10 protein-coding genes are annotated in these 23,977 nt (G+C 46.6%); all 10 read left to right on the top strand.

Annotated elements, in window-relative coordinates; translation table 11 throughout:
• Positions 1 to 62 precede the first annotated feature (62 nt).
• Positions 63 to 4,259 carry a hybrid sensor histidine kinase/response regulator transcription factor gene (locus tag BC343_RS14475; RefSeq protein ID WP_078348500.1) on the top strand — a complete coding sequence of 1,399 codons (4,197 nt, stop codon included), beginning with the start codon at positions 63 to 65 and terminating at the stop codon, positions 4,257 to 4,259.
• A 159-nt stretch (positions 4,260 to 4,418) separates the two neighbouring features.
• The gene (locus BC343_RS14470) at positions 4,419 to 7,775 is read left to right on the top strand and encodes a VCBS repeat-containing protein (RefSeq protein ID WP_078348499.1); all 3,357 of its coding nucleotides are present in this window, start codon (positions 4,419 to 4,421) and stop codon (positions 7,773 to 7,775) included.
• Entirely contained in the window at positions 7,772 to 9,094 is a 1,323-nt protein-coding gene (locus tag BC343_RS14465) for a vanadium-dependent haloperoxidase (RefSeq protein ID WP_078348498.1), read from the top strand. Before BC343_RS14470 ends, BC343_RS14465 begins: the two co-directional genes overlap by 4 nt.
• Before the next feature lie 356 nt (positions 9,095 to 9,450).
• Complete coding sequence (locus BC343_RS14460; protein ID WP_078348497.1) at positions 9,451 to 12,624, top strand: SusC/RagA family TonB-linked outer membrane protein; 3,174 nt, start codon at positions 9,451 to 9,453, stop codon at positions 12,622 to 12,624.
• Between the two features lie 11 nt (positions 12,625 to 12,635).
• Positions 12,636 to 14,339, top strand: a complete 1,704-nt coding sequence (locus BC343_RS14455; protein ID WP_078348496.1) for a RagB/SusD family nutrient uptake outer membrane protein — start codon at positions 12,636 to 12,638, stop codon at positions 14,337 to 14,339.
• 69 nt (positions 14,340 to 14,408) lie between these two features.
• Complete coding sequence (locus BC343_RS14450) at positions 14,409 to 15,923, top strand: RICIN domain-containing protein (RefSeq protein WP_078348495.1); 1,515 nt, start codon at positions 14,409 to 14,411, stop codon at positions 15,921 to 15,923.
• Positions 15,924 to 15,975: 52 nt separating this feature from the next.
• Positions 15,976 to 17,508: a glycoside hydrolase gene (locus BC343_RS14445; protein ID WP_078348635.1), complete on the top strand. Its 1,533-nt coding sequence runs from the start codon at positions 15,976 to 15,978 to the stop codon at positions 17,506 to 17,508.
• 15 nt (positions 17,509 to 17,523) lie between these two features.
• Positions 17,524 to 19,962 carry a sugar-binding domain-containing protein gene (locus BC343_RS14440; protein WP_078348494.1) on the top strand — a complete coding sequence of 813 codons (2,439 nt, stop codon included), beginning with the start codon at positions 17,524 to 17,526 and terminating at the stop codon, positions 19,960 to 19,962.
• 18 nt (positions 19,963 to 19,980) lie between these two features.
• Entirely contained in the window at positions 19,981 to 21,819 is a 1,839-nt protein-coding gene (locus BC343_RS14435; protein WP_078348493.1) for a glycoside hydrolase family 35 protein, read from the top strand.
• A gap of 26 nt (positions 21,820 to 21,845) precedes the next feature.
• Positions 21,846 to 23,783, top strand: a complete 1,938-nt coding sequence (locus BC343_RS14430; RefSeq protein WP_078348634.1) for a family 43 glycosylhydrolase — start codon at positions 21,846 to 21,848, stop codon at positions 23,781 to 23,783.
• Positions 23,784 to 23,977 lie beyond the last annotated feature (194 nt).

Raw genomic sequence — 23,977 nt, 5'->3', positions numbered from 1 at the left:
TGCCTGCCTTTTTGTGGTACGGTAGCCCGGCCACTTTGTAAATATTACTGTATACCCCTACTATGAGATGTGTTGCTAATTCGCTTGGGATGAAGTGCTTTTGTTTATCGGCTTTACTGTTGTTTGCCGTAGTTTTTTGCCGCGCGCAGGATCCTGTAAAAAACAAGGTGCTTAAATACGCGTTGAAAGACGGGCTGTCGTTCGGCATAGTAAACAGTATTACGCAGGATGCAGATGGCTTTATGTGGTTTGCTACAAGCGATGGTTTAAACCGTTTTGATGGCTCGGTATTTAAGGTTTTCAAAGCAAAACCCGGCGACGCTACAGGCTTAACAAGTAATTACGTTCAAAACATTTTTAGCGATGGCACCGGTTGTATTTGGGTATCATCCAGAGACGGCTTAAGCAAGCTTGATACACGGACCGAGAAATTTACGCACTATAACTTCAGAACAGGCGGTGCCATTAAAAACGATGTGGATAACATTGTAAACGCCGATAACGGTAACCTTTGGGTAGCCTCATACGGTTCGGGCTTTTCCTACTTCAGCCCCCAAAGCGGCAAATTCAATAATTATAGCCGCACTAATTTACCACAGCTGAGTAGCAACCTTATTGTATCCATAATGGAAGACTCTAAAGGTTTACTGTGGATAGGAACCAACGACGGCGGCATTAATATTTTTCGCCAGCAAAACGGGCGGGTGCTTGGCAATGGGATAAACACCTTGCCGCCCGATAATAGGGTAACCGGGCGGGTAAACGGTTTTTTTGAGGACCATTTGCACAATGTGTGGATAGCCACCGCTACCGGGCTGCTTTATTACGACAGGGCTAAAAGCACCTTCACCCGTTTTCAAACACAGCAAAAAGATGTAAGAAGCAATACCTATATCTCGCTGAATGAAGACCAGGAAGGAAACTTGCTTATTGGCGTTCAGGATGGTGGGCTTTACAAACTATCGCTTCATAAATTTGCCGGTAACGCCGCCGATTTTAAATTGATGCCTGTAGTGGGCGATGATGGTTATAACATAACGCAACGGTCGGTTCAGGCCATTTACCGCGACCGCCATCATAACATTTGGGTAGGCACCTACGGCGAAGGCGTATACATGGTGAGCAGTAACAGCGAGAAATTTACCCGTATACAAAAGGTGCATGAAGACCCTTCGGGCAAGAGTTTGGTAAGGTTTTACGGCATGTGCCGCGATAGCAAAGGTTTTTTGTGGTTTGGTACCGATGGCGATGGTATTTACAAGTCGCGCCCCGATGGCAGCGTAGTTAAACGTTATTATGCAGATGGCCGCCCGGGCAGCTTAACGGATAATGCTATTTTATCCGGCTACTGCGATAGGGAAGGCAATTTATGGTTTGGTACCTATGCAAAGGGGCTGTTCAGGTATAACGCCGGTAGCGATTCATTTACCAATTACGGCCACAAAGCAGGCGATGCCAAAAGCCTTGGTGCCAACGATGTTAGGGTGATATTTCAGGATAGCCATAAAAACCTGTGGGTAGGTACTAACGGCGGAGGTCTTAGCCTTTTTGACCCGGCCACGGGCGGCTTTACCAACTACACACCGGCCAATAGCTCTTTAAATTCTTTCGATGTGAGGGCGATAGCTGAAGATGCAAAAGGGAATTTGTTATTGGGCACTTATGGCGGCAGCGTGAACTACCTTGATGTTAAATCAAAAAAATTCAGCAGGTTTTTTACCGTTGCCGAAGAAAAACGTTTTATGCCAAGCCAGGTAATATTTGCGCTGCAATTATACCAAAACAAGCTATGGATAGGTACCGAGGGAGATGGCTTATGGGTGTACGATACTGATAAACATACCTTCGGGTATTTTAACGAGCAGAATAAACTGGCCAACAATACTGTTTATGCCATACAACAGGGGGCCAACCAATCTTTATGGGTGAGCACCAATAAAGGCATATCTAACATACAGCCCCAAAAGCAGACGGTAACTAACTTTGATGGCTCCGACGGATTGCAGGCAGGCCAGTTTAACGTTGGTTCGGCAATTTACGACAGGCAAAACAGCACTATGTATTTTGGCGGAACAGAAGGGCTTAATATTTTTAACCCCCAAGCCGTAAGCAAAAGTAATTTTAAGCCTAAAGTAGTAATAACAGGCTTCCAGGTTTTTGGTAACCGGCAAGAGAACCAGCAACAGCCGGGAAGCGGCAGCGAACTCTCAAAAGCCATTAATGAAACCCACGAACTGGTTTTGCAGCCCGACCAATCAGTTTTTTCTATCCAATATACTTCGCTGAATTATGCCTATCCTCAAAAGGGCGAGTTTGCCTACAAACTGGAGGGGCTCGATAAAACCTGGAACTTTGTGGGCGATCAGCGTTTGGCCGTATACCGTTACCTGCCGCCCGGTAACTACACTTTTAAAGTAAAGTGCGCCAACCAGGATGGGGTGTGGTTTAATGATCAGGCAACGCTGCAGGTAAAAATACTGCCGCCCTGGTACAAAACCTGGTGGGCTTATTTATGCTATGCATTGGCACTGGGGCTGCTTATTTATTATTACCTGTTGTACCGCTCAACACAGGCACACTTAAAGTACGAGGTTAAGCTTGCACAACTATCGGCAGAGAAGGATAAAGAATTGAATGAACGTAAACTGTCGTTTTTTACCAATATTTCGCACGAGTTCCGCACGCCGTTAACATTGATCATCAACCCGATAAAAGAGTTGCTTTATCACGAAAGGGAGGTAGATACCAGCAGCCTGAATATAGTTTACCGTAACGCAAAACGCTTGCTGAGCTTGGTAGACCAGCTGCTGCTGTTCCGCAAAGCCGATTCGGATGCAGGCAACTTAACCATTTGCAAGCTTAACATTGTGGAGCTTTGTAAAGAAGTTTTCCTGTGTTTCACTCATCAGGCCAAAGCCAAGGGGCTCAATTTCGAGTTTGTTTGCAGCGCTCAAAATATCGATCTGTTTGTTGATAGGGAGAAAATGGAGATAGTGCTGTTCAATCTCATATCTAACGCCATGAAATTTACACCAGCAGGCGGCTGTATAAAAGTGGAGCTTACCACGCATCAGCACGAGGTTACTATTGAGGTGGCAGATACCGGCTATGGCATTAAAAAAGAAGATGAAGAGAAACTTTATTCGCGGTTTTACCAGCAGGAGAGTGGCAAAGGCCCATCGGTAGGTGGCTTTGGCATAGGGCTGTTCCTGGTCAAAAAATTTGTCGAAAGCCATTCCGGTACTATTCGCCACCAGGATAATGAAGGCGGCGGCACCAGGTTTGTTGTTACACTACTTATGGGGAGCGGCCATTTGGCAAGCCATACCATTTACGAAGATAGCGCCGCACCCTCTGTTTTACTGCAGGAATTAGTAGCAACCGAGATGGTAGAAAATTCCATTGACGACGTTATAGCGCTTGCTGATGAACCCGATACCACTGCCGACCAAAAATCGATACTGATCATAGACGATAATGACGATATAAGGGAGTATTTGAAACTCCTTTTCAGAAACGACTATAAAGTTCATTCCGCTATTAACGGCAGATATGGTTTGGAGCTTGTTAAAGAGGTGCTGCCTGATATTGTTATAAGCGATGTAATGATGGACGAAATGAACGGGATAGAGCTATGTAACGCCATTAGGGAAGATATCAGTATCAGCCACATACCGGTTATATTGCTTACCTCCAGCGCCTCGCCCGAAATTAAACTAAGGGGTATAGAGGGCGGTGCCGACGATTACATTAGTAAGCCCTTTGATAAAGAGTTGTTAAAGGCCCGCGTAGCAGGTATACTCCGCAATAAAAATAACCTGCAGAAGTATTTTTATAACGAAATAACCCTAAACGCCACCAACCAGAAAATACCGGCAGAGTATAAAACCTTCCTTGATAATTGTATAAAGGTTGTAGAAAAACACCTGATGGATCCCGACTTTAATATCCAAACATTGGCGGGAGAATTGGGGATCTCGCATTCCTCCTTATACAAAAAAATAAAGTTCATTTCTGGTCAGTCTGCAAGCGGGTTCATCAGGTTTATCAGGCTGCGTAAGGCTGCCGAAATACTCATCAACAGCCGCCACAATATTTTCGAAACCTCGTATTTGGTAGGGATAAATGATATCAAATACTTCAGAGAGCAATTTAAAAAGGTGTTTGGCGTCAACCCATCGCAGTACATGAAAAAGTACCGCAAAAACCTTGCGGAAGATATGGTAACTAATGAGTTTATAGGCAGAACGGGTAATTAAGGCGGCCATTTTTAACACCGCTTGGCAAGTTGGTGTTACGATATTACCCCGTAAATTATCACGATTTGCCCCCGCAGGCCTAAGCATGCTAAGGGTATATTGCCCTACCAATTATAATGTAAACTATACGCCGCTGTAAAAGCCGGCTACCCCTTATTTATGAAACGGCAATACCCGGGGTATACGCCCCGCCCCATTAACCTTATTTGCGCAGGCCTGTGTTTTTGTGCGCTTTTCCTGTCGGCATGCAAAGGTGGCTCCTCCGGCAACAATGGCGACACGGCAACACTTTTTAATGAATTAGATACTGCCAAAACGCATATAGGTTTTATTAATGAACTTACCGAGGGCTTAAATACCAACGTGTTGGTGTACGAGTATTTTTACAATGGCGGCGGTGTTGCCATTGGCGATTTTAATAGCGACGGGCTGCAGGATATTTATTTCACCGGTAATATGGTGGATAATAAAATGTACCTCAACAAAGGCAATATGGCATTTGAGGATATTACGACAATAGCCGGTGTTGCGGGCCGCCCCGGGCCATGGAAAACCAGTACTACCGTGGCCGATATAAACGGCGACGGGCTACCCGACCTTTACCTTTGCTACTCCGGAAAGTTGCGCCCCGAAAAACGGGTGAACCAGCTGATGATAAACCAGGGCAATAACGCGCAAGGCATACCGCAGTTTAAAGACCAAACGAACGAATACGGGCTCAACTTCCCATCTTACAGCACCCAGGGTTATTTTTTTGATTACGATAACGATGGCGACCTTGACCTGCTATTGGTTAACCACAGCCCCGAACGCCTGAATAATATTGATGTATACGCCCTTAAAGATTTGGTGAAAACCAAGGATACGGAGCGGGGGGCAAGGCTATTAAAAAACAATAACGACAGGTTTGAAGATGTTACCGCCGCAACGGGTATAGAGAACGGAACCATATCCTACGGGCTGGCGGCGGGTATAGCAGATATTAACGGCGACGGCTGGCCCGATATTTATATGGATAATGATTACAGTGTACCCGATAAACTGTATATAAACAACCGCGACGGAACCTTTACCAATAAATTAACGCAAACACTGGGGCACACCTCGTTCTATTCGATGGGGAACGAGGTTAGCGATATTAATAACGACGGGCACCCGGATATTTACACGCTCGACATGCTGCCCGAAGATAATTACCGCCAAAAGTTATTAATGGGTACCGATAATTACGAGTACTTTAACATGAACGTAAAGGCGGGTTTTTACTACCAGTACATGCGTAACATGCTGCATGTAAACAACGGTAACGGCACTTTTAGTGAGGTAGGGCAGTTGGCGGGAGTATCTAATACCGATTGGAGTTGGGCACCGCTATTTGCCGATTATGATAACGACGGCTGGAAGGACCTTTTTGTATCTAACGGTTTTCTGCGCGATTATACTAATATGGATTTCCTGAAGTATATGGGCGATAACTTGAAAGACCGCAGCGTAATGCGCCAGGACTTGCTTAACCTGGTAAAAGAGATGCCCGCTTCGGATGTTAAAAACTACCTGTTTCAAAACACGGGCGGGTTTACCTATCAAGATGTATCTGCCAAATGGGGCATTACCCGGCCATCTAACAGCAATGGCAGCGCCTACGCCGATTTGGATAACGATGGCGATTTGGACCTGGTGATCAACAACGTTAACCAACCTGCATCCATATTTCAAAACAACGCCAACGCAACAACCGGCAACAATTACCTGGATGTTAAACTAAAAGGCAACAATAAAAATACCGACGGAATAGGGGCAAAGGTTACAGTTTATGCGCAGGGTAAACAGCAAACCATTCAGCAAATGCCGGCGCGTGGGTACCAATCAACAGTTACCACAATTATCCATTTTGGCTTGGGCAAAACTAAAGCGGTGGATACCTTAAAAATACAATGGCCAACCGGAAGGACACAAATTATTGAGCGGCCTGTACTTAACCATACGCTTAATGTTTCGGAGAAAGATGCAACGGTAACAACTGCTAATGTACCTTCATCACGCCCTGCTTTTTCTGAGATTGCCAGCCCGGTTAACTTTACTTCGTCAATTACCGAAATTAATGATTTTAAGAGGCAGCCCCTCTTAACCAATGCGCTATCATTTTCGGGGCCACGTACGGCAAAGGCTGATGTGAATGGCGATGGGCTCGAAGATATTTTGATAGGCGGAGGCAGCGGCCAGCCATCCGCACTTTTTATACAGAATGCAGCCGGTGGTTTTGTAAAGAAAAGCCTTTCGGTTTTTGATGGCGACAAGCTGAAAAGCGAAGTTATCCCCTTGTTTTTTGATGCGAATAATGATGGGCACCCCGACCTGCTTTGTGCATCGGGCGGTTACCACGATTTGCAACCCGGCGATGAGGTCCTCGGTGATGACTTATATTTAAACGATGGCAAAGGCAATTTTATAAAAGCCTTAAATACCTTGCCCGCGCTTCATACCAGTAAAAGCTGTGCAAAGGCGGCGGACATAAACGGCGATGGCTTTGCCGATATTTTCCTGGGTGGGAGGGTTGTTCCCGGCCGTTACCCCGAGGCACCGCAAAGTTATTTACTGCTTAACGATGGTAAGGGCCATTTTAAGGATGTTACCGTGCAATACCTTCCACAATTGGCAAAGTTGGGCATGATTACCGATGCCGCCTGGGCAGATATGAACGGCGATAAGCGGCCCGATCTGATCGTAGTAGGCGAGTGGCTACCCGTGACAATTTATATCAATAAAGGCAATAGCTTTGAAGACCAAACCGCTAAGTACGTCTCCAAAAAACATTCGGGATGGTGGAATTGCATAAGCGTAGCAGACCTGAATAACGATGGGCATCCCGACCTGGTATTGGGCAATCAGGGTACCAACACGCAATGCAAAGCTAGTGATGCCGAGCCTGCTGAATTGTATTTTAAAGATTTTGATAAGAATGGCGCTATTGACCCCATCTTGTGCTTTTACATTAACCATAAAAGCTACCCCTTTGTAACCCGGGATGAGTTACTGGAGCAGATGAGCATGATGCGGGGCCGCTTTACCGATTATAAATCGTATGCCGATGCCGCCCTTAATGATATATTTTCTGCTGAAGAATTACAGGGCGCAGGCCGCCTTACCGCTAACACGCTGGCCACAACACTTTTCTTAAGCGATGTCAAGGGCGAATTGCATGAGGCGAAATTACCTGCAGAGGCTCAGTTTTCGCCGGTATTTACTATAACACAATTAGATTACGATAGTGATGGCATTACCGACCTGTTGTTGTGCGGAAATACTAATAACGCCAGGTTACGTTTCGGCAAGGCTGATGCCAATTTTGGGCTGCTGTTAAAGGGCGGTAAAAATGGAAGCTTTACAACCATAAGCCAAAAAGCGTCGGGCTTTAACCTGTGGGGAGATGTGCGGAGTGTTACCACCGTTGGCAATAAAATTCTGTTCGGTATTAATCAACAGCCTATGCGTGCTTATCAACTAAACCGGCGATGAAAAATTTATACAATTTTCTTGCTTTTATTTTTGTTGCCGTTGCTATAACGGCTTGTAGGTCGGCAAGGGTTGCGCCGCAATTAACATCGGTTGATGTTACAAAAGTTATCAACCAGATGGCGGATAGAATGGTGCATGATGTAACCAACCCGCCGCTGGCTGCTCGTTTTTTTTCGTATACCTGCATTTCGGGTTATGAGGTTTTGTGCGCCAATAATCCCAAATTGCGCAAGCTCGATGGGGTGTTGAATAACTATCCCGTTATTAAAAAGCCTGCAACCAAAGGTTTCGATACCCGGCTGAGTGCCATATTTGCCATGATAGCTACTGCATCAAAATTACAGCCATCGGGGGCAGCCTTACAGGAGTTTCGGCAAAAGTTGATAGATTCTTGCCTAAACGAGGGCTTTTCTCAAAGTTGCATTGATAGTTCCGCTAAATTCGCGCAGCAAATAAGCGCGCAGATAATTGCCTATGCTAAAAGCGATGGTTACAACAAAATAAGTAATTACAAACGCTATACATTAAAGGGTACTCCCGGTTCCTGGGATCCTACGCCGCCGGCATATATTGCCGCTGTAGAACCTTATTTTAACACAGTAAGGCCGCTTACGCTAACATCTGCTGCGCAATTTGTCCCTGCTCCGCCGGCTCGGTTTTCTACCGATACATCTTCAGAATTTCATAAGTATCTGCTGCAGTGCCACAGTTTTGATGCCGATTCGTTATCCGAAGAGCAGAGAACTGTAGCCGCTTTTTGGGATTGCAACCCCTTTGCCGTGCAGGATAACGGGCACATGCAAATAGGGCTTAAAAAGATATCGCCCGGTGCCCATTGGATGGGTATAACCGGTATCGCCTGCAAAAAAGCCGGGGTCGACTTTGAAAAGTCGGTGCAGGTACATACCATGGTGGCCATTGGGCTAATGGATAGCTTTATAAGCTGCTGGAACGAAAAGTATAAAACCAACCGCATCCGCCCGGAAACGGCCATTCATAAATATATGGATCCGAGGTGGCACTCCTTTTTGCAAACACCGCCATTTCCCGAGTACCTCAGCGGGCATTCGTTTATCTCGGCAACGGCTGCCGCTATACTTACTTCTTTTTTTGGCGATAAGTTTAGCTATACCGATGACGTGGAAGTGTCGTTCGGCATTAAGCCCCGCAATTTTAGCTCATTCAACAGTGCGGCTACCGAAGCCGGGTATTCCAGGTTACTGGGGGGCATCCACTTTCAGGATGGTATTACCAATGGTAAAAAACAAGGCGAGTTGGTTGGTGCGTGGGTACTCGGCAAGTTTAACGGCAAAAAGTAAACCCAAAATCAAGCTAAGTTTCTGCCCGGTGTTTTTAGAGATCACTCGTCAATAATACCTCGTGTTACTATCGTTTTCAAAAGCCGCGGACATAGTAAAACAAAAACTTTGTTTATGTGGGCATTTACCGGCTTTTTTTAATGATTTACCTATAAAAATACGTTTTTACCCCTTTTAATTTGAGAATTAACCACCCTTGTTATTACATCTTTCACTCGACCTTAGCAACATAAACCAATTGTACGCGCCTTACTGTTTTTGCTTAATGTAAAAGATCTGCAGGTTTTTTACCCGGCTTATCACCAGCGGCACGTACGCAACTTAACCAACTATTATTTAACCTTAATTAAAAAAACATGAGAAAAGATCTACTGAAGAGATTTTCACCACATGGACGCGCAGGGGCAGCTTTTGGCTTATTGCTCATCTCTGCCATACCATTTGCCTCTCCGGCTATGGCAAACGGTGCCGCCCATGGCCTTTCCATTAAGTTTGCCAAAAGTGCAGACCAATCGGTAACGGGTATTGTGACAGACGAGAAAGGCCTGCCGCTACCCGGAGTAACCGTTGCTATTAAAGGTACTTCGCAAGGCGTTGTTACTGATGTGAACGGTAAGTTCACCCTTGTTGTAAAAGACCCTAACGGCTCGCTGGTATTTTCGTTCATCGGTTACATTACGCGGGAGGTTGCCATAAACGGGCGCTCTACCGTTAATGTGCAACTGAGCGAGGATTCTAAATCGCTAAGCGAAGTAGTTGTGGTAGGTTACGGAACGCAAAAGAAGGCCACTGTAACGGGCTCTATTTCGCAGGTAAAAGGTGCCGATCTGGTAAAAAGCCCGCAGCCCAACCTTTCTAACTCATTTGCCGGCCGTTTCTCGGGTGTAATTGTAAATAACCGCAGTGGCGAACCGGGCTACGATGGTTCGGGTATTACCATAAGGGGTTTGGCCACAACAGGCAGCAACAATGTACTGGTAGTGGTAGATGGTGTTCCGGGCCAGATAGGTGGCTTGGAAAGGCTCGATCCTAACGATATCGAAAGTGTATCGGTACTGAAGGATGCATCTGCGGCCATTTACGGTAACCGCGCTGCAAACGGTGTTATATTGGTTACCACCAAACGCGGTAAAACAGGCAAGCCAACCATCAATTATTCATTTAACCAGGGTTTCAGTTCGCCAACCCGTTTGCCAAAAATGGCCGACGCGGCAACTTACGCGCAGCTGATGAACGAGGTTGCCCTTGATGCCAACAGCGCCGGCGGCCCTAACCAGGCTTATACCGCCGAGCAGATAGAGAAATTCAGGAACGGTTCTGACCCGATCAATTACCCTAATACCGATTGGTTGAAGACAACTTTAAAATCGCAGGCGCTGCAAAACCAGCAAAGCCTATCGGTAAGTGGCGGTAACGATGATGTTAAGTATTTTGTGTCCTTAGGTAGCATTTACCAGGATGGTATTTATAAAGACGGGGCAACCAAGTACAAGCAATACAACTTCCGCTCAAACATTGATGCTAATGTTACCAGCAAATTAAAAGTAGGCTTATCACTTTCGGGCCGCGACGAAAGGCGCCAGTTCCCGATGGTTGGGGCCGATGGTATCTTCAGGTCGATATACCGTTCAAAACCTATCGTAGCTGCCTTTTATCCGAATGGCTTGCCAACAAGGGGTATCGAAGATAACAACCCTGCCGTACAGGTAACTGATATCGGCGGCACCGCAAATAATCCGCTTCAAACGCTGAATGCTATTTTACGCGGTAGCTACCAGCTTCCTTTAAAAGGGCTTTCGCTTGATGGTTTCTTCTCGGTAGATAGGTCTTACAACTTTGCCAAAAACTTCAATAAGCCGTATAACCTTTATACCTACAACCAGGGGAGCGATACTTATACCGCTACTGTTGTTGGGGGTAACAATCAAAAAGCAACCCTATTTCAATCGCAAAGAAACGAGTCGCTCATAACCTCTAACATTAAACTAAACTATGCCCGCCGTTTTGGTGCGCATGATATAAATGCATTTGTAGGCTACGAGCAAAGTAAAAACCACCTCGATTATTTTGACGCTACCCGTTTTAACTACCTATCGTCGCAATTGCCGGAGCTTTCGCAGGGCGGCAGCGCAGCTACTGATTACCTTAACTCGGGCTACAGCTCAAACTACACCCGCCGAAGCATCATCAGCAGGCTTGCTTACAGCTACGACGAGAAATACTTGTTCGAGGGCCAGTTCAGGGCAGATGGTAGCTCTATTTTCCCTGCAGGCAAACAATGGGGTTACTTCCCATCGGCTTCGGTAGGTTACCGTATCTCAAAAGAAGACTGGTTTAAAGACAACGTGAGGTTTTTTGATGACCTGAAGATAAGGGCATCATACGGTTCGTTGGGTAACGATGCCGTGAACGGTTTCCAGTATTTTAACAACTACGTAATTGTAGGCAACGGCTTTGTGGCTTATGATACTAACGCAGGCGCACCGGTTATTCAGCCGAACATTAACCTGGTAAAATTGGCTAACCCTAATATTACCTGGGAGGTTGCCCGGAAATTGGATATCGGTATCAACGCAACTTTCCTGAAGAATTTCACCTTCGAGGGTATATACTTCCAACAAAAGCGCTCGGGTATATTGGCCACACGTAACGCATCATTGCCGGCAACATCGGGTATAGTAAACCCTTACAACGCCGATCCGCTGGTGCCATCTGAAAACATTGGTAAAGTAAACAGCACCGGTTTTGAGGCTACGCTGGGTTACAACAAAAGCGGTAACGACTTTAGCTGGGGTGTATCGGGCAACATGACCTACGCAAAAAGCAAGATCATATTTATTGACGAAGCCAAAGGTACGCTTGATTACCAAAGCCAAACCGGGCATCCGCTAAATACCTATTTGCTGTATAACAGCATCGGTATTTTCCGCACCCAGGCAGATTTAGATAGTTATCCGCACGTAACCGGCGCTAAAGTGGGCGACCTGAAGTATGAAGACTATAACGGTGATGGCAAAATTACTGCCGACGACCGTGTACGTACCAAATATGGTAACATCCCATTAATAACCTTCGGCTTCAACGTAAATGCAGCCTACAAAAACTTCGACCTTTCGATGTTGTTCTCGGGCCAATCGCAGGTTAGCCAATATGTGCTGCCCGAAACCGGTACCATTGGTAACTTTTACAGCAGTTGGGCCGATAACCGCTTTAGTGCCAGCAACCCTAACGGAACTTATCCGCGCGTAACAGAGCGTGCATCAAGCGCCATTAGCGGCGGGCAGTATGCCAACACCTTCTGGCTTAACAACGCGGCCTTCCTGAGGCTGAAAAACGTGCAGTTGGGCTACAATTTTGGTTCATCTGTGCTGTCGAAACTCCGTATATCGGGCCTGCGTGTGTATGCAAGCGCATTCAACCTTTTCACGGTTACAAAAATTAAAGACTACGACCCTGAGGGTGTGAATGGCAGCGGCCAGTTTTACCCGCAACAGCGTATTATCAACTTAGGTGCAAACGTGAAATTTTAATATAAAGGATCATGAAAAGAAATTATAAAAATACATTTTACTTTTTTGCACTAACGGCGCTTGTTGCAAGCGGGTGTAAAAAAGATTTTCTATCGGTACAGCCAACCGATAGGATAGCAACATCGGCTATAGAAGCAGATACCGCCGTGTTTGAGGCTTATGTAACCAACAGGTACTTGGGTACCCAATTACAAAATAAAGAAGGCGATGGTACCGTACCGGGTTTTGGCCGCGGCTTTGAGTACAGCATGTGGAGCTCGCTTACCGATGAATCTATCTACAATAACGATGATGATACCTGGTTGATCCAACGCGGGCAACTGGCCCCCGAGAATTTGGGTGGTGCCGGTGTATTGTGGGCACGCAGCTATCGCGGCATCCGCGAGTGTAACTATGCACTCAGCATTTTGCCTAAGATTACCATGAGCGCAGGCCACAAAGCACGTATAGAAGGCGAATTGAAGTTTATCAGGGCTTTCAGGTACCAGGATATCATTCGTAACTATGGCGGCGCGGTTTTGATTGGCGATAAAGTATACGAACTAACCGACAATTTGCAGGATCCTGCGTTGTTTAAACGCGCGAGTATTAAAGAAAGCCTTGATTATACCTTGGCCCAGCTCGACGATGCAGCTGCTAAACTACCTGTGAGTAACGATGGCAGCTGGATGCTTGGCCGCGCTACAAAAGGTGCTGCTTTGGCCCTCAAATCGCGCCTGGCATTGTATGCAGCAAGTCCTTTGTATGAAGGTGCCGGTACCTGGGCCGATGCGGAAAAAGCTGCGCAAGCTGTAATAAGCCTTAATAAATATGGCATATACACAGGCGGCTATAATAACATGTTTTTGGTGAACGAAACCAACGAGATGATATTTGAGCGCCTTTACACTAAAAACGATAATCATACCCACTTGGAGATAGCCAACGGGCCAAATGGCTATGGTGGCTGGGCAGGCAATACGCCGTTGCAGAACCTGGTAGACGATTATGAGATGGATAACGGTAAAGCTATTACCGACCCAACATCGGGCTACGACCCTACACACCCTTATGACCACCGCGACCCGCGCTTTAATGCAACCGTGCTACACAATGGTTCGGCATACAGGGAACGTACTATCGAGGCCTTTATACCGGGCGGTAAGGATAGTAAAGATGGCGACAGCAACTGGAATACTACTAAAACAGGTTACTACCTGCGTAAGTACATGAACGATGCCTACCCGTTGCAAAACCCATGGGGCAACGCAGGTTTCCAGCCTTGGATCTACTTCCGCTATGCCGAGATATTGTTGAACTTTGCTGAGGCCTCTAACGAAGCTAATGGCCCGGATGTTATCCCGGCAGGGGCAACCCTAAGCGCGCGTACTGCTATTAACCTGATCCGTTCTCGCCCGGGTATTAATATGCCGGCTTTGGCTGCAGGTTTAACGCAATCGCAAATGCGCGATGCTGTACGTTACGAGCGCCGCGTGGAGCTGGCCTTTGAAGAGCACCGCTTTTACGATGTGCGCCGTTGGAAAATTGCCGACGTGACCGAAAATAAACCGGCTGGCGGTGTTATTATCACCAAAGCATCAGACGGTAGCTTTGTGTACACGCCAAAAGTGGCACTGGATGGGCGCAGTTTCCAAACTAAACATTACTGGTTGCCTATACCACGCACCGAGATACAAGCTTCGGGCGGGCAATTACAGCAAAACGCGGGTTACTAACCCATATATCATCATATAGGGGGGAGGGCTTTCTCTTCCCCCTTTTTCAAACTTTTTATCTAACTCCTTATGAAAACACGGCAGGTATGGTGTTTGGTTTTGTGTTGCCTTATGGCGGCGTGTAAAAAGGATAAAGTTGCGACTTCGGCAACTACAGAGACAGTACCGGCTGTAGACGAACCGGTAACCACAACTGCTATTGTTAAGGCAGATGCTACCGCTGCCAGCGCATTAAAAGGCATAAACTGGGCAGCAGATGGCGATAATTTTGCCGACGGTATATTAGTGCTTAGCGGCTTATCATCTGCTGATACCTATGCCACCGTATCTTCAAAAGCAAGCTACGTATTAACGGGCGTGCAAAACAATACCGGCGCTAATACTGTAAGGCTGCCGGTAAATTACCCAACGGTGTCTCAAACCTGGTGGAATTCATACACCGGGCTTATTGATAAGGCACTTGCAAAAAATATGAATGTGATACTGGCCTGTTGGGAGAGCAAATCTGCCGCAGATGGCCGTATTGATGATATGGCTCAATTTTGGGCCATGTGGCAAACTGTTGTTGCTAAATACGGTAGCAATGCCCGTGTGTATTTCGAAATTTTTAACGAGCCGCATGGTTACTCACTTACCGAATGGACAACCATTTGTGCTCAATGGCTGAGTAATTACCCTACAGTGCCGCAAGCAAGGATACTGATAGGCGGCACCTCTTATTCGCAAGACCTTAACGGTGTAGGCGCTGATAGCCGTTTTTCGGGCTGTTTGTTGTCTATCCACGATTATACTTTTTTTAGCAACGGTACCAATACAACGGCTGCCCAATGGGAGAGCCGGTTTAAAGCTAATATTGGCAATTATGCCAACCGCGCTGTACTTACCGAGTTTGGCGTACCCATGACGGGCGGAAAAAATTACACCGGGGCCATAGGCGGCGACCAGGAGATAGCTTACCTGCAGGGTCTAACCAACCAGGTGCGGGCCTTCGGCATGGGCAGTGTGTACTGGCCCGGTATACGGACCGGCGATAGTTATGCTATGCAGCAAATAAACGGCAGCGGCACAAGCCTTACCATATCAAACACCAATGCAACCGGTTTAAGCCGCCTTACTTATGCCTGGGGCGTAGGTGCCGGCGGTACCGATGTGTTTTACACGGGTGCCTTTTACCGCTTTTTAAACCAAAACAGTGGCCAGGCGCTGGATGTTAACGCAGCCTCTACAGCTGATGGTGCAAACCTTATTCAATGGCCGCAAAATGGTGGCAATAACCAGCAATGGGTTATAGCAGATAACGATGCCGGCTTTTATAAAATTACCAACCGTAACAGCAGCAAGGCGCTTGATGTAGATATGAGTTCTGCAACGGCCGGCGCAGGCATTATACAACAGGCCTGGAACGGGGGCAATAGCCAGCAATGGCAACTAATGGCTGTTAGCCCCGGCGTATATAAGGCCATAAACCGTAACAGCGGTTTTGCGCTTGATGTGAATGGTGCCTCTGTGGCCAATGGCGCAGGCATTATCCAGTGGAATACCAATACCGGTACAAACCAGCAATGGCAAATTATACAACAATAAATTTCATATAAGCAAGTATAGCCAGTTGGCATATATGCTCTATTTTTTAACCATGACAAGCACTTCTAAATTAAAATTTGCCCTGTTAGGCATCGCTTTTATGGCATTAGGCGGGCAGGTTGCCAATGGGCAGTCCGGGGAAGCGACTGTTAGTATCGATATATCAAAAACTTATCAAACCATCAGCAACTTTGCTGCTTCGGATGCATGGGCCTGCCAGTTTGTAGGCAACTGGCCCGATAGCAAACGCGATAAAATTGCCGACCTGCTATTTAGCATGGATAGCAACCCCGATGGCTCGCCCAAGGGGATAGGCTTATCGCTGTGGCGCTTTAATATTGGCGGAGGCAGCACACAACAAGGTGATGCAAGCGGCATAAAAGATGAATGGCGCCGTGCCGAATCGTTCCTTAACGAGGATGGAAGTTACAACTGGCAAAATCAGGCCGGGCAGGTTTGGTTTTTAAAAGCTGCTAAGCAACGCGGCGTTAACCAATTTTTAGGTTTCACTAACACGCCGCCGGTACAGTTCACAACCAACGGCAAAGCGTTTGCCAACGGCGGCAAGGTTAATATCGCCCCTGATAAATACGATGCCTTTGCGGCATTTTTGGCTAATACCGTAAAGGGTATCAAAAAGGTTAGTAATGTAAACCTCAATTATATAAGCCCGGTAAACGAACCCCAATGGGATTGGAGCGATGGTGGCCAGGAAGGCTGCCCCTACACCAATACCGAAATAGCCGGGCTTGCAAGGGCAATAGACAAGAAATTTAGCGAAGCTAACATCGGCTCAAAAGTATTACTGGCCGAGGCAGGGAGCATAAACTATTTATTTACCGCAGGCGACAAACCCGGTAAGGGCAGCCAGGTAGCCGATTTTTTTAGGAGCGGATCGCCGAACTATATTGGTGCGCTGCCCAACGTTAGCCCTGTAATAGCGGCCCACAGCTATTTCAGCACATCGCCCATGGCATCATCTGTAGAAGCAAGGAGGAAACTGGCCGATACCATTGCAACAATAAAAGGCCTCAGTTTCTGGCAATCGGAATATTGTATACTCGGAGATAATGCCGGTGAGATAGATGGTAATAAACGCGATCTGGGTATCAATTCTGCATTATATCTGGCATCGGTAATTCATACCGACCTGGCTGTTGCCAATGCTTCGGCATGGCAATGGTGGACGGCGTTATCCGCGTATGATTATAAAGACGGGCTTATCTACGTAGATAAAAATAAAACCGACGGAACCTTTTATACCAGCAAAATGCTGTGGGCCTTCGGCAACTATAGCCGCTTTGTAAGGCCCGGAGCCGTTCGCGTAAATGCCGAAGTATCGGCAGAGGCAGGTAAAGGGCTAATGGTATCGGCCTTTAAAAAAGACAAGGCCTTAACGGTTGTTATAATAAACCCAACTGCCAATGCAATAGCAGTAAACTTAAATTCCGGCACGGCTAAGGTGCAATTCGGGGCATCGTACCTCACATCGCAAACTGCCGAACTAAAGCCCGGCAAAATAACTGGGAATAACAGCGTGATACCCCCGCGCTCGGTGTTGACCATTACAGGCATTATTAAATAAAGCATATAAACTCGTATGGATATAAATAAAACGATCTTCAGGTTTGCAGCGCTGCTGGTTTTGATAATGCCATTAAGCGTTTTAAAGGCTCAGGATAAATGGGCCCCCGCATCATTTAATGCTTCCTGGAGTTTTCACAAGGGCGACATACCCGGCGGCATTGATGGTATTGATGCGGGGAAGGCCTGGAAAACTGTTGATCTGCCGCACGATTGGAGCATCGAGGGCCCCTTTAGCGACGAATGGGCCAGCGCCACAGGCTACCTACCCGGCGGCATAGGCTGGTATAAAAAGAGTTTTGCCGGCGATGCAAAATGGCGCGGAAAACAGGTGTTCATTTATTTCGACGGTGTTTACAAGAACAGTGAAGTATGGCTTAACGGTCACTTGCTGGGCAAACGGCCGAATGGCTTTATCTCGTTTCAATACAACCTCAGCCCATACCTAAAGCTAAATGGCACAAATACCATCGCAGTAAAAGCCGACCATAGCGACTTTGCAGATTCGCGCTGGTATACAGGTTCGGGTATCTACCGTAATGTTTACCTTGTCGTGAAAGATGCGGTGCATGTAAACACCTGGGGAGTGGCTTTTTCTACCCCGCAGGTTTCGGCAACCCGGGCCGCTGTTAAAGTTAAAATATCCGTTAACAACAGCAGCAAAACAGTGGCACCTATTTTAGTAAAGGCCAGTTTGCTTGATAATGCCGGCCGGGTAGCCTCATCATCACAAAAAACAATGCAGCTTAAACCCGGCAACGGCGATGTGGAATTTGATCAGGCGGTGTCATCACCCCGGCTATGGTCTGCCGAAAAGCCCGACATGTATAAGCTTATTGTTGCAATAATGCGCAATGGGCAAAAGATTGACGAGGTGGTGCAAAATGTGGGTATCCGCAGCATCAGGTTTGATAAGAATGATGGCTTCTTTTTAAATGATAAAAGTACCAAACTTAAAGGCGTTTGCGTACACGACGATGCCGGAGCGCTGGGTGTTGCCGTGCCGCCCGAAGTTTGGGTGCGCCGGTTGACCATATTAAAAGAAGCAGGGGTAAACTCGTTAAGGCTTAGCCATAACCCGCATGCCGACTACCTGTACGATCTGTGCGATAAAATGGGCTTCTTGGTAATGGATGAGGCTTTTGACGAGTGGGAGATAGGCAAAAACAAGTGGGTGGCCGGCTGGAATGTGGGCACTCCCTCCAAAAACGGTTACCACGAATATTTTAAAGAATGGGCCGATAGGGATGTTGCCGATATGGTATTGCGCGTGCGTAACCACCCATCCATCATCATGTGGAGCATTGGTAACGAAATAGATTACCCTAACGACCCATACACCCACGAGGTACTCAACACCGGTCGTAACCAGCAGATATACGGCAAAGGCTACCTGCCCGATCACCCGGCGGCAAGCGGGCTTACGCCTATAGCTAAACAATTGGTGGCTGCTGTAAAGGCGGTTGATACCACACGGCCGGTAACTGCTGCGCTTGCCGGAGTGGTAATGTCTAACGAGGTGGGCTATCCCGAGGTATTGGATGTAGTAGGGTATAATTACCAGGAGTACCGTTATGCCGACGACCATAAAAAGTACCCCAACCGCATTATTTATGGCAGCGAAAATGGCATGGCGCACCAAGCCTGGAATGCTGTTGACAGTAACGAGTATATATCGGCCCAATACCTGTGGACGGGTATAGATTACCTTGGCGAGGCCGGCAAATGGCCGCAACGCAGCAATGGCGCAGGGCTTATTGATCTGGCTGGCTTTAAAAAGCCCGAATACTTTTACAGGCAAAGTTTATGGGCCGATAAGCCGATGGTTTACATAGGCGCACGGGAGATAAACAGTGCCGAAGATAAAGGCATTTGGAGCCATAGAAATGCTTTACCGACATGGAACTGGAAGCCCGGCAGTAAGATAAAAATAGATTGCTACACCAATTGTCCGGAAGCTGAACTTTTCCTGAATGGGCGTTCGCTTGGCAAACAATCACGTAACGCCACGCCGGGCCGCATACCTTCATGGCTGGTTGATTTTGAACCCGGCGAACTGGTAGTAAAAGCTTACAACAACGGTGCTGAGGTTTGCAGCAATAGTATTAAAACATCGGCAAATGCTTATCAGCTTATAGCATCAGCAGATAAAAAACTATTTACCGCAAAAGCAAAAGGCTTAAGCCAGGTGGAGATATCGGTGCTGGATGAAAACAACATCCCGGTTTTCAATGCAGATAACGAAATAGCGGTATCAGTAAAAGGCCCTGCTAAACTTATCGGTTTGGAAAGCGGAAGCACAAGCAGCCACGAAGATTACCAGGGAAGCCAACGCAAAGCCCTTAACGGCCGCTTATTAGCCTTTATTCAAACTAATGGTAATCCTGGTATCATAACGGTAACGGTAAGTTCGCCCGGTTTAAAAGCAACAGTACTAACCCTAAATGTAAAATAGATCATTTTTCGCTTATATATGAATTTTATTAAACTAACACTGCTTTCGGTTACGCTATTCATTGTCGGTACAGTGCAGGCGCAACAGGCAAAGCACAGTTTTTCGCTCAGCGATACCTCGTTCGTGCTCGACGGCAAACCACTACAGATCATCTCCGGCGAAATACACTACACCCGCGTACCGCGCGAGGCCTGGCGGCAACGCATGAAAATGGCAAAGGCCATGGGCTTAAATACTATTGGTACCTATGTGTTTTGGAACGTGCACGAGCCGCAAAAAGGCCAGTACGATTTTACAGGGAACAATGATATTGCGGCTTTTGTAAAAACCGCACAGGAAGAGGGGCTTTGGGTAATACTGCGCCCCAGCCCTTACGTATGCGCCGAATGGGAATTTGGCGGTTACCCTTATTGGCTGGAGAATGAAGATGGGCTGGTGGTGCGTAGCACCGAGCCTAAATACCTGGCCGCCTACAAAAAGTACCTTACGCAGGTAGGTAAGCAACTATCGCCACTACTGGTAAACCATGGCGGTAATATTTTAATGGTGCAGATAGAGAACGAATACGGCTCTTATGGTAGCGACAAAGCCTACCTGGAACTAAACCGTAAAATGTTTGTAGATGCCGGTTTCGACGGGCTGCTTTACACCTGCGACCCTGAAGCCGCTATAAAAAACGGCCATTTGCCAGGCTTGCTACCTGCCATAAACGGTGTAGACGATGTGGCAAAAGTTAAAAAGCTTATTGGCGATAACCACGCGGGCAAAGGCCCTTATTTTATAGCAGAATGGTACCCCGCATGGTTCGATTGGTGGGGAACAAAACACCATACCGTACCTGCCGAAAAATACCTTGGTCCGCTGGATGCTGTGTTGGGCGCAGGCATATCTATCAATATGTACATGTTCCATGGTGGTAGCACGCGCGGTTTTATGAATGGTGCCAATTATAACGACAAGGACCCTTACGAACCGCAAATAAGCAGTTACGATTATGATGCACCGCTTGACGAGGCCGGCAACGCTACCGATAAATTCATGAAGTTTAGGGCTGTGATAGCCAAACATCTGCCCGCAGGCCAAACCCTGCCCGATGTGCCTGCTGCAAAACCATCAATGGCCATACCCGCAATTAAGCTAACACATACCGCAAGCGTTTTTGATATTCTGCCTGCTCCAAAATTGAACCCGAAGCCGCTTACTTTTGAGGATCTGAATCAGGATTATGGCTTTGTGTTGTACCGCACAACGCTTGATGGAGGTAAATTAGGTTTGCTCAAAATTAACGGCCTGCGCGATTACGGGCTGGTGTACGTTAACGGCAAGCGCGTGGCCATACTGGATAGGCGTTTGAAACAGGATAGCGTTAACATTAGCCTGCCAAAAGGTAAGGTAGTGCTTGACGTACTGGTAGAAAACCTTGGCCGCATCAACTTTGGCCCGTACCTGCTTAAAAACAAAAAAGGTATTACCGATAAGGTAGTATTTGCCGGCAAAGAGGTAAACAATTGGAAAATGTACGGGCTGCCCTTCAATAATATATCTAAAATTGGTTTAAAAGCGGGTAAGCCGGCCGTAAACCAGCCCGTAATAAAAAGCGGCACGTTCACCTTAGCCAAAGCAGCCGACTCTTATTTCGATATGAGCAATTGGGGTAAGGGCATTGTTTGGGTAAATGGGCATAATTTGGGCCGTTACTGGTATATTGGCCCGCAGCAAACACTTTACGTACCGGCCGAATGGTTAAAGGCCGGCCGTAACGAAGTGAAAGTGCTGGAACTGATAAAGCCGGGGCAAACTGAACTCAAAGGAATAGATCACCCGGTTTTGGACGCCTTAACTGATCAAAAAAATTAAATAATAGCCCGAATATGAATTTTAAAATGCAAAAGATTGCCTCTATCACGTTTCTTTTTCTATGTATCGTTTCATTCAGGATATCGGCACAGCCGGGTTCAGAAAAGAATTTGGACGGCTATCTTTTTGCTTATTTTGAAGGCTCGGGCGATGGTAATAAACAGGAGCAGTTACGTTTTGCAACCAGCCAAAACGGTATTAACTGGTACGCGCTGAACGATAACCAACCCATTATTCCGTCGAAAGATATCAGCCATACCGGCGGTATCCGCGACCCTCATATTTTGCGCGGTGCGGATGGTAATACTTTTTATATTACCGCAACCGATATGTTCACCGTTAAAGACGGCTGGGGAAGCAATCCGGGCTTTGTGATGATGAAGTCGGGCGATCTGATCAACTGGCAGCATAGCTATATTGATATAGCCAAAGCATATCCCAAAAAGTTCGGTAACGTGAAGTGGGTGTGGGCACCGCAAACTATTTACGACCCTAAGGCAAAAAAATACCTGGTGTACTTTACTATAGCTCTTAAAGGCAGCGATAAACTCGATCTTTACGCGGCCTATGCCACCAAAAATTTCGACGGGTTAGAAAGCGAGCCGCAATTATTATTCAGGGCAAAGTATGGATCGATAGACGCCGACATTGTATACAAGGACGGAATATACCATCTTTTTTATAAGGGCAATACCAAAGATGCTGATGGAAAGGAGTTTAAAAACGGTATTCAGCAGGCAACCAGCAAATCGCTAAAGGGACCTTGGAAAGAAGATTTCAAATACCTTGATGCTTACTCGGACAAAAAAGTACCGGTAGAAGGCTCCAGCGTGTTCAAACTGAATAATGTAAACGAGTACATATTGATGTACGACCTGTATGCCGACCGCCGCTATGAGTTTCAACGCAGTACCGATCTGTTCCAATTTACAGATAAGCCCGAAACGTTCACCAAGAATTTTAACCCGCGGCATGGCAGTGTTATCGGTATCACCAAAGAGGAGGCGAGGCGTTTGCAGAATAAGTGGGGAGGCGTACCCGCATCAATGGTGCAGCCTGTGGCACCCGGCGATAACTTTCATTTCACGGCCAAGGGAAACCCCATCATTACGCATCACTACACCGCCGACCCCGCAGCTATGGTTAATAATGACACGCTTTGGCTATTTGCCGGGCACGATTTTGAAGGCGGCCAACGCGGTTATAAAATGAAAGATTGGCTGGCGTTTTCTACCGTGGATATGAAAACCTGGACAGAATACCCGGTACCTATGAAAATAACAGATTTTGCATGGGCTAAAAGCGGCGATGCCTATGCCGGGCAGGTAATTGCACGCAACGGTAAATATTACTGGTATATCAGTACCAATACGTATGGTATTGGCGTGGGTGTAGCAGATAGGCCGGAAGGGCCGTATAAGGATGCCATTGGGAAACCCTTATTAACCAATAAGGATTGTTTTGCTTCGAACCATTCCTGGGCTTGTATAGACCCGGCAGTTTTTATTGACGACGACGGGCAGGCCTGGTTGTTTTGGGGTAACCAGCAATGTTATTATGCCAAGCTGAAAGCTAACATGACCGAAATTGATGGCGAAGTGAAGCAAATACAGTTCGAGGGCATGCGCTTTACCGAAGCACCATGGGTACATAAATACCAGGGAAAATATTACCTGAGTTACGCTACCGAGTTTCCTGAAAAGACCGCTTATGCTATAGCGGATAATATTGGCGGGCCATACGTTTATAAAGGCATTTTAAACGACCTTGCAGGCAACAGCAATACCAACCACCAAGCGATACTGGAGTTTAAAAACCAATGGTATTTTATTTACCACAACGGCGGAATAAACACCGATGGCGGCAGCTTCAGCCGTTCTGTTTGTATCGATAAATTATTTTACAACACCGATGGTACTATTAAACGGATAGTGATGACCACGGAAGGTGTTGCCGGGAATTGAGCAATTACCAACTATGATTTACTTAATTTAGTAATGGCCGGGCTATCAAGAGCGGCTTGTAGAGCAATAAGCTAACCAAATAAGCCAACGATATTAAGTGTTTAAATAACGATTAATAATTTATTTTTATATTGCGCGCTGCTAATACTGTTGAGCATTTAGGGTTTGCTGATCCACCGCCGAAATAACAGTAT

The sequence above is a fragment of the Mucilaginibacter pedocola genome (genome assembly GCF_002013915.1).
GTDB classification, from domain to species: domain Bacteria; phylum Bacteroidota; class Bacteroidia; order Sphingobacteriales; family Sphingobacteriaceae; genus Mucilaginibacter; species Mucilaginibacter pedocola.
Note: the sequence above shows the minus strand (reverse complement) of the source record. Positions and strands in the feature narration are given on the sequence as shown.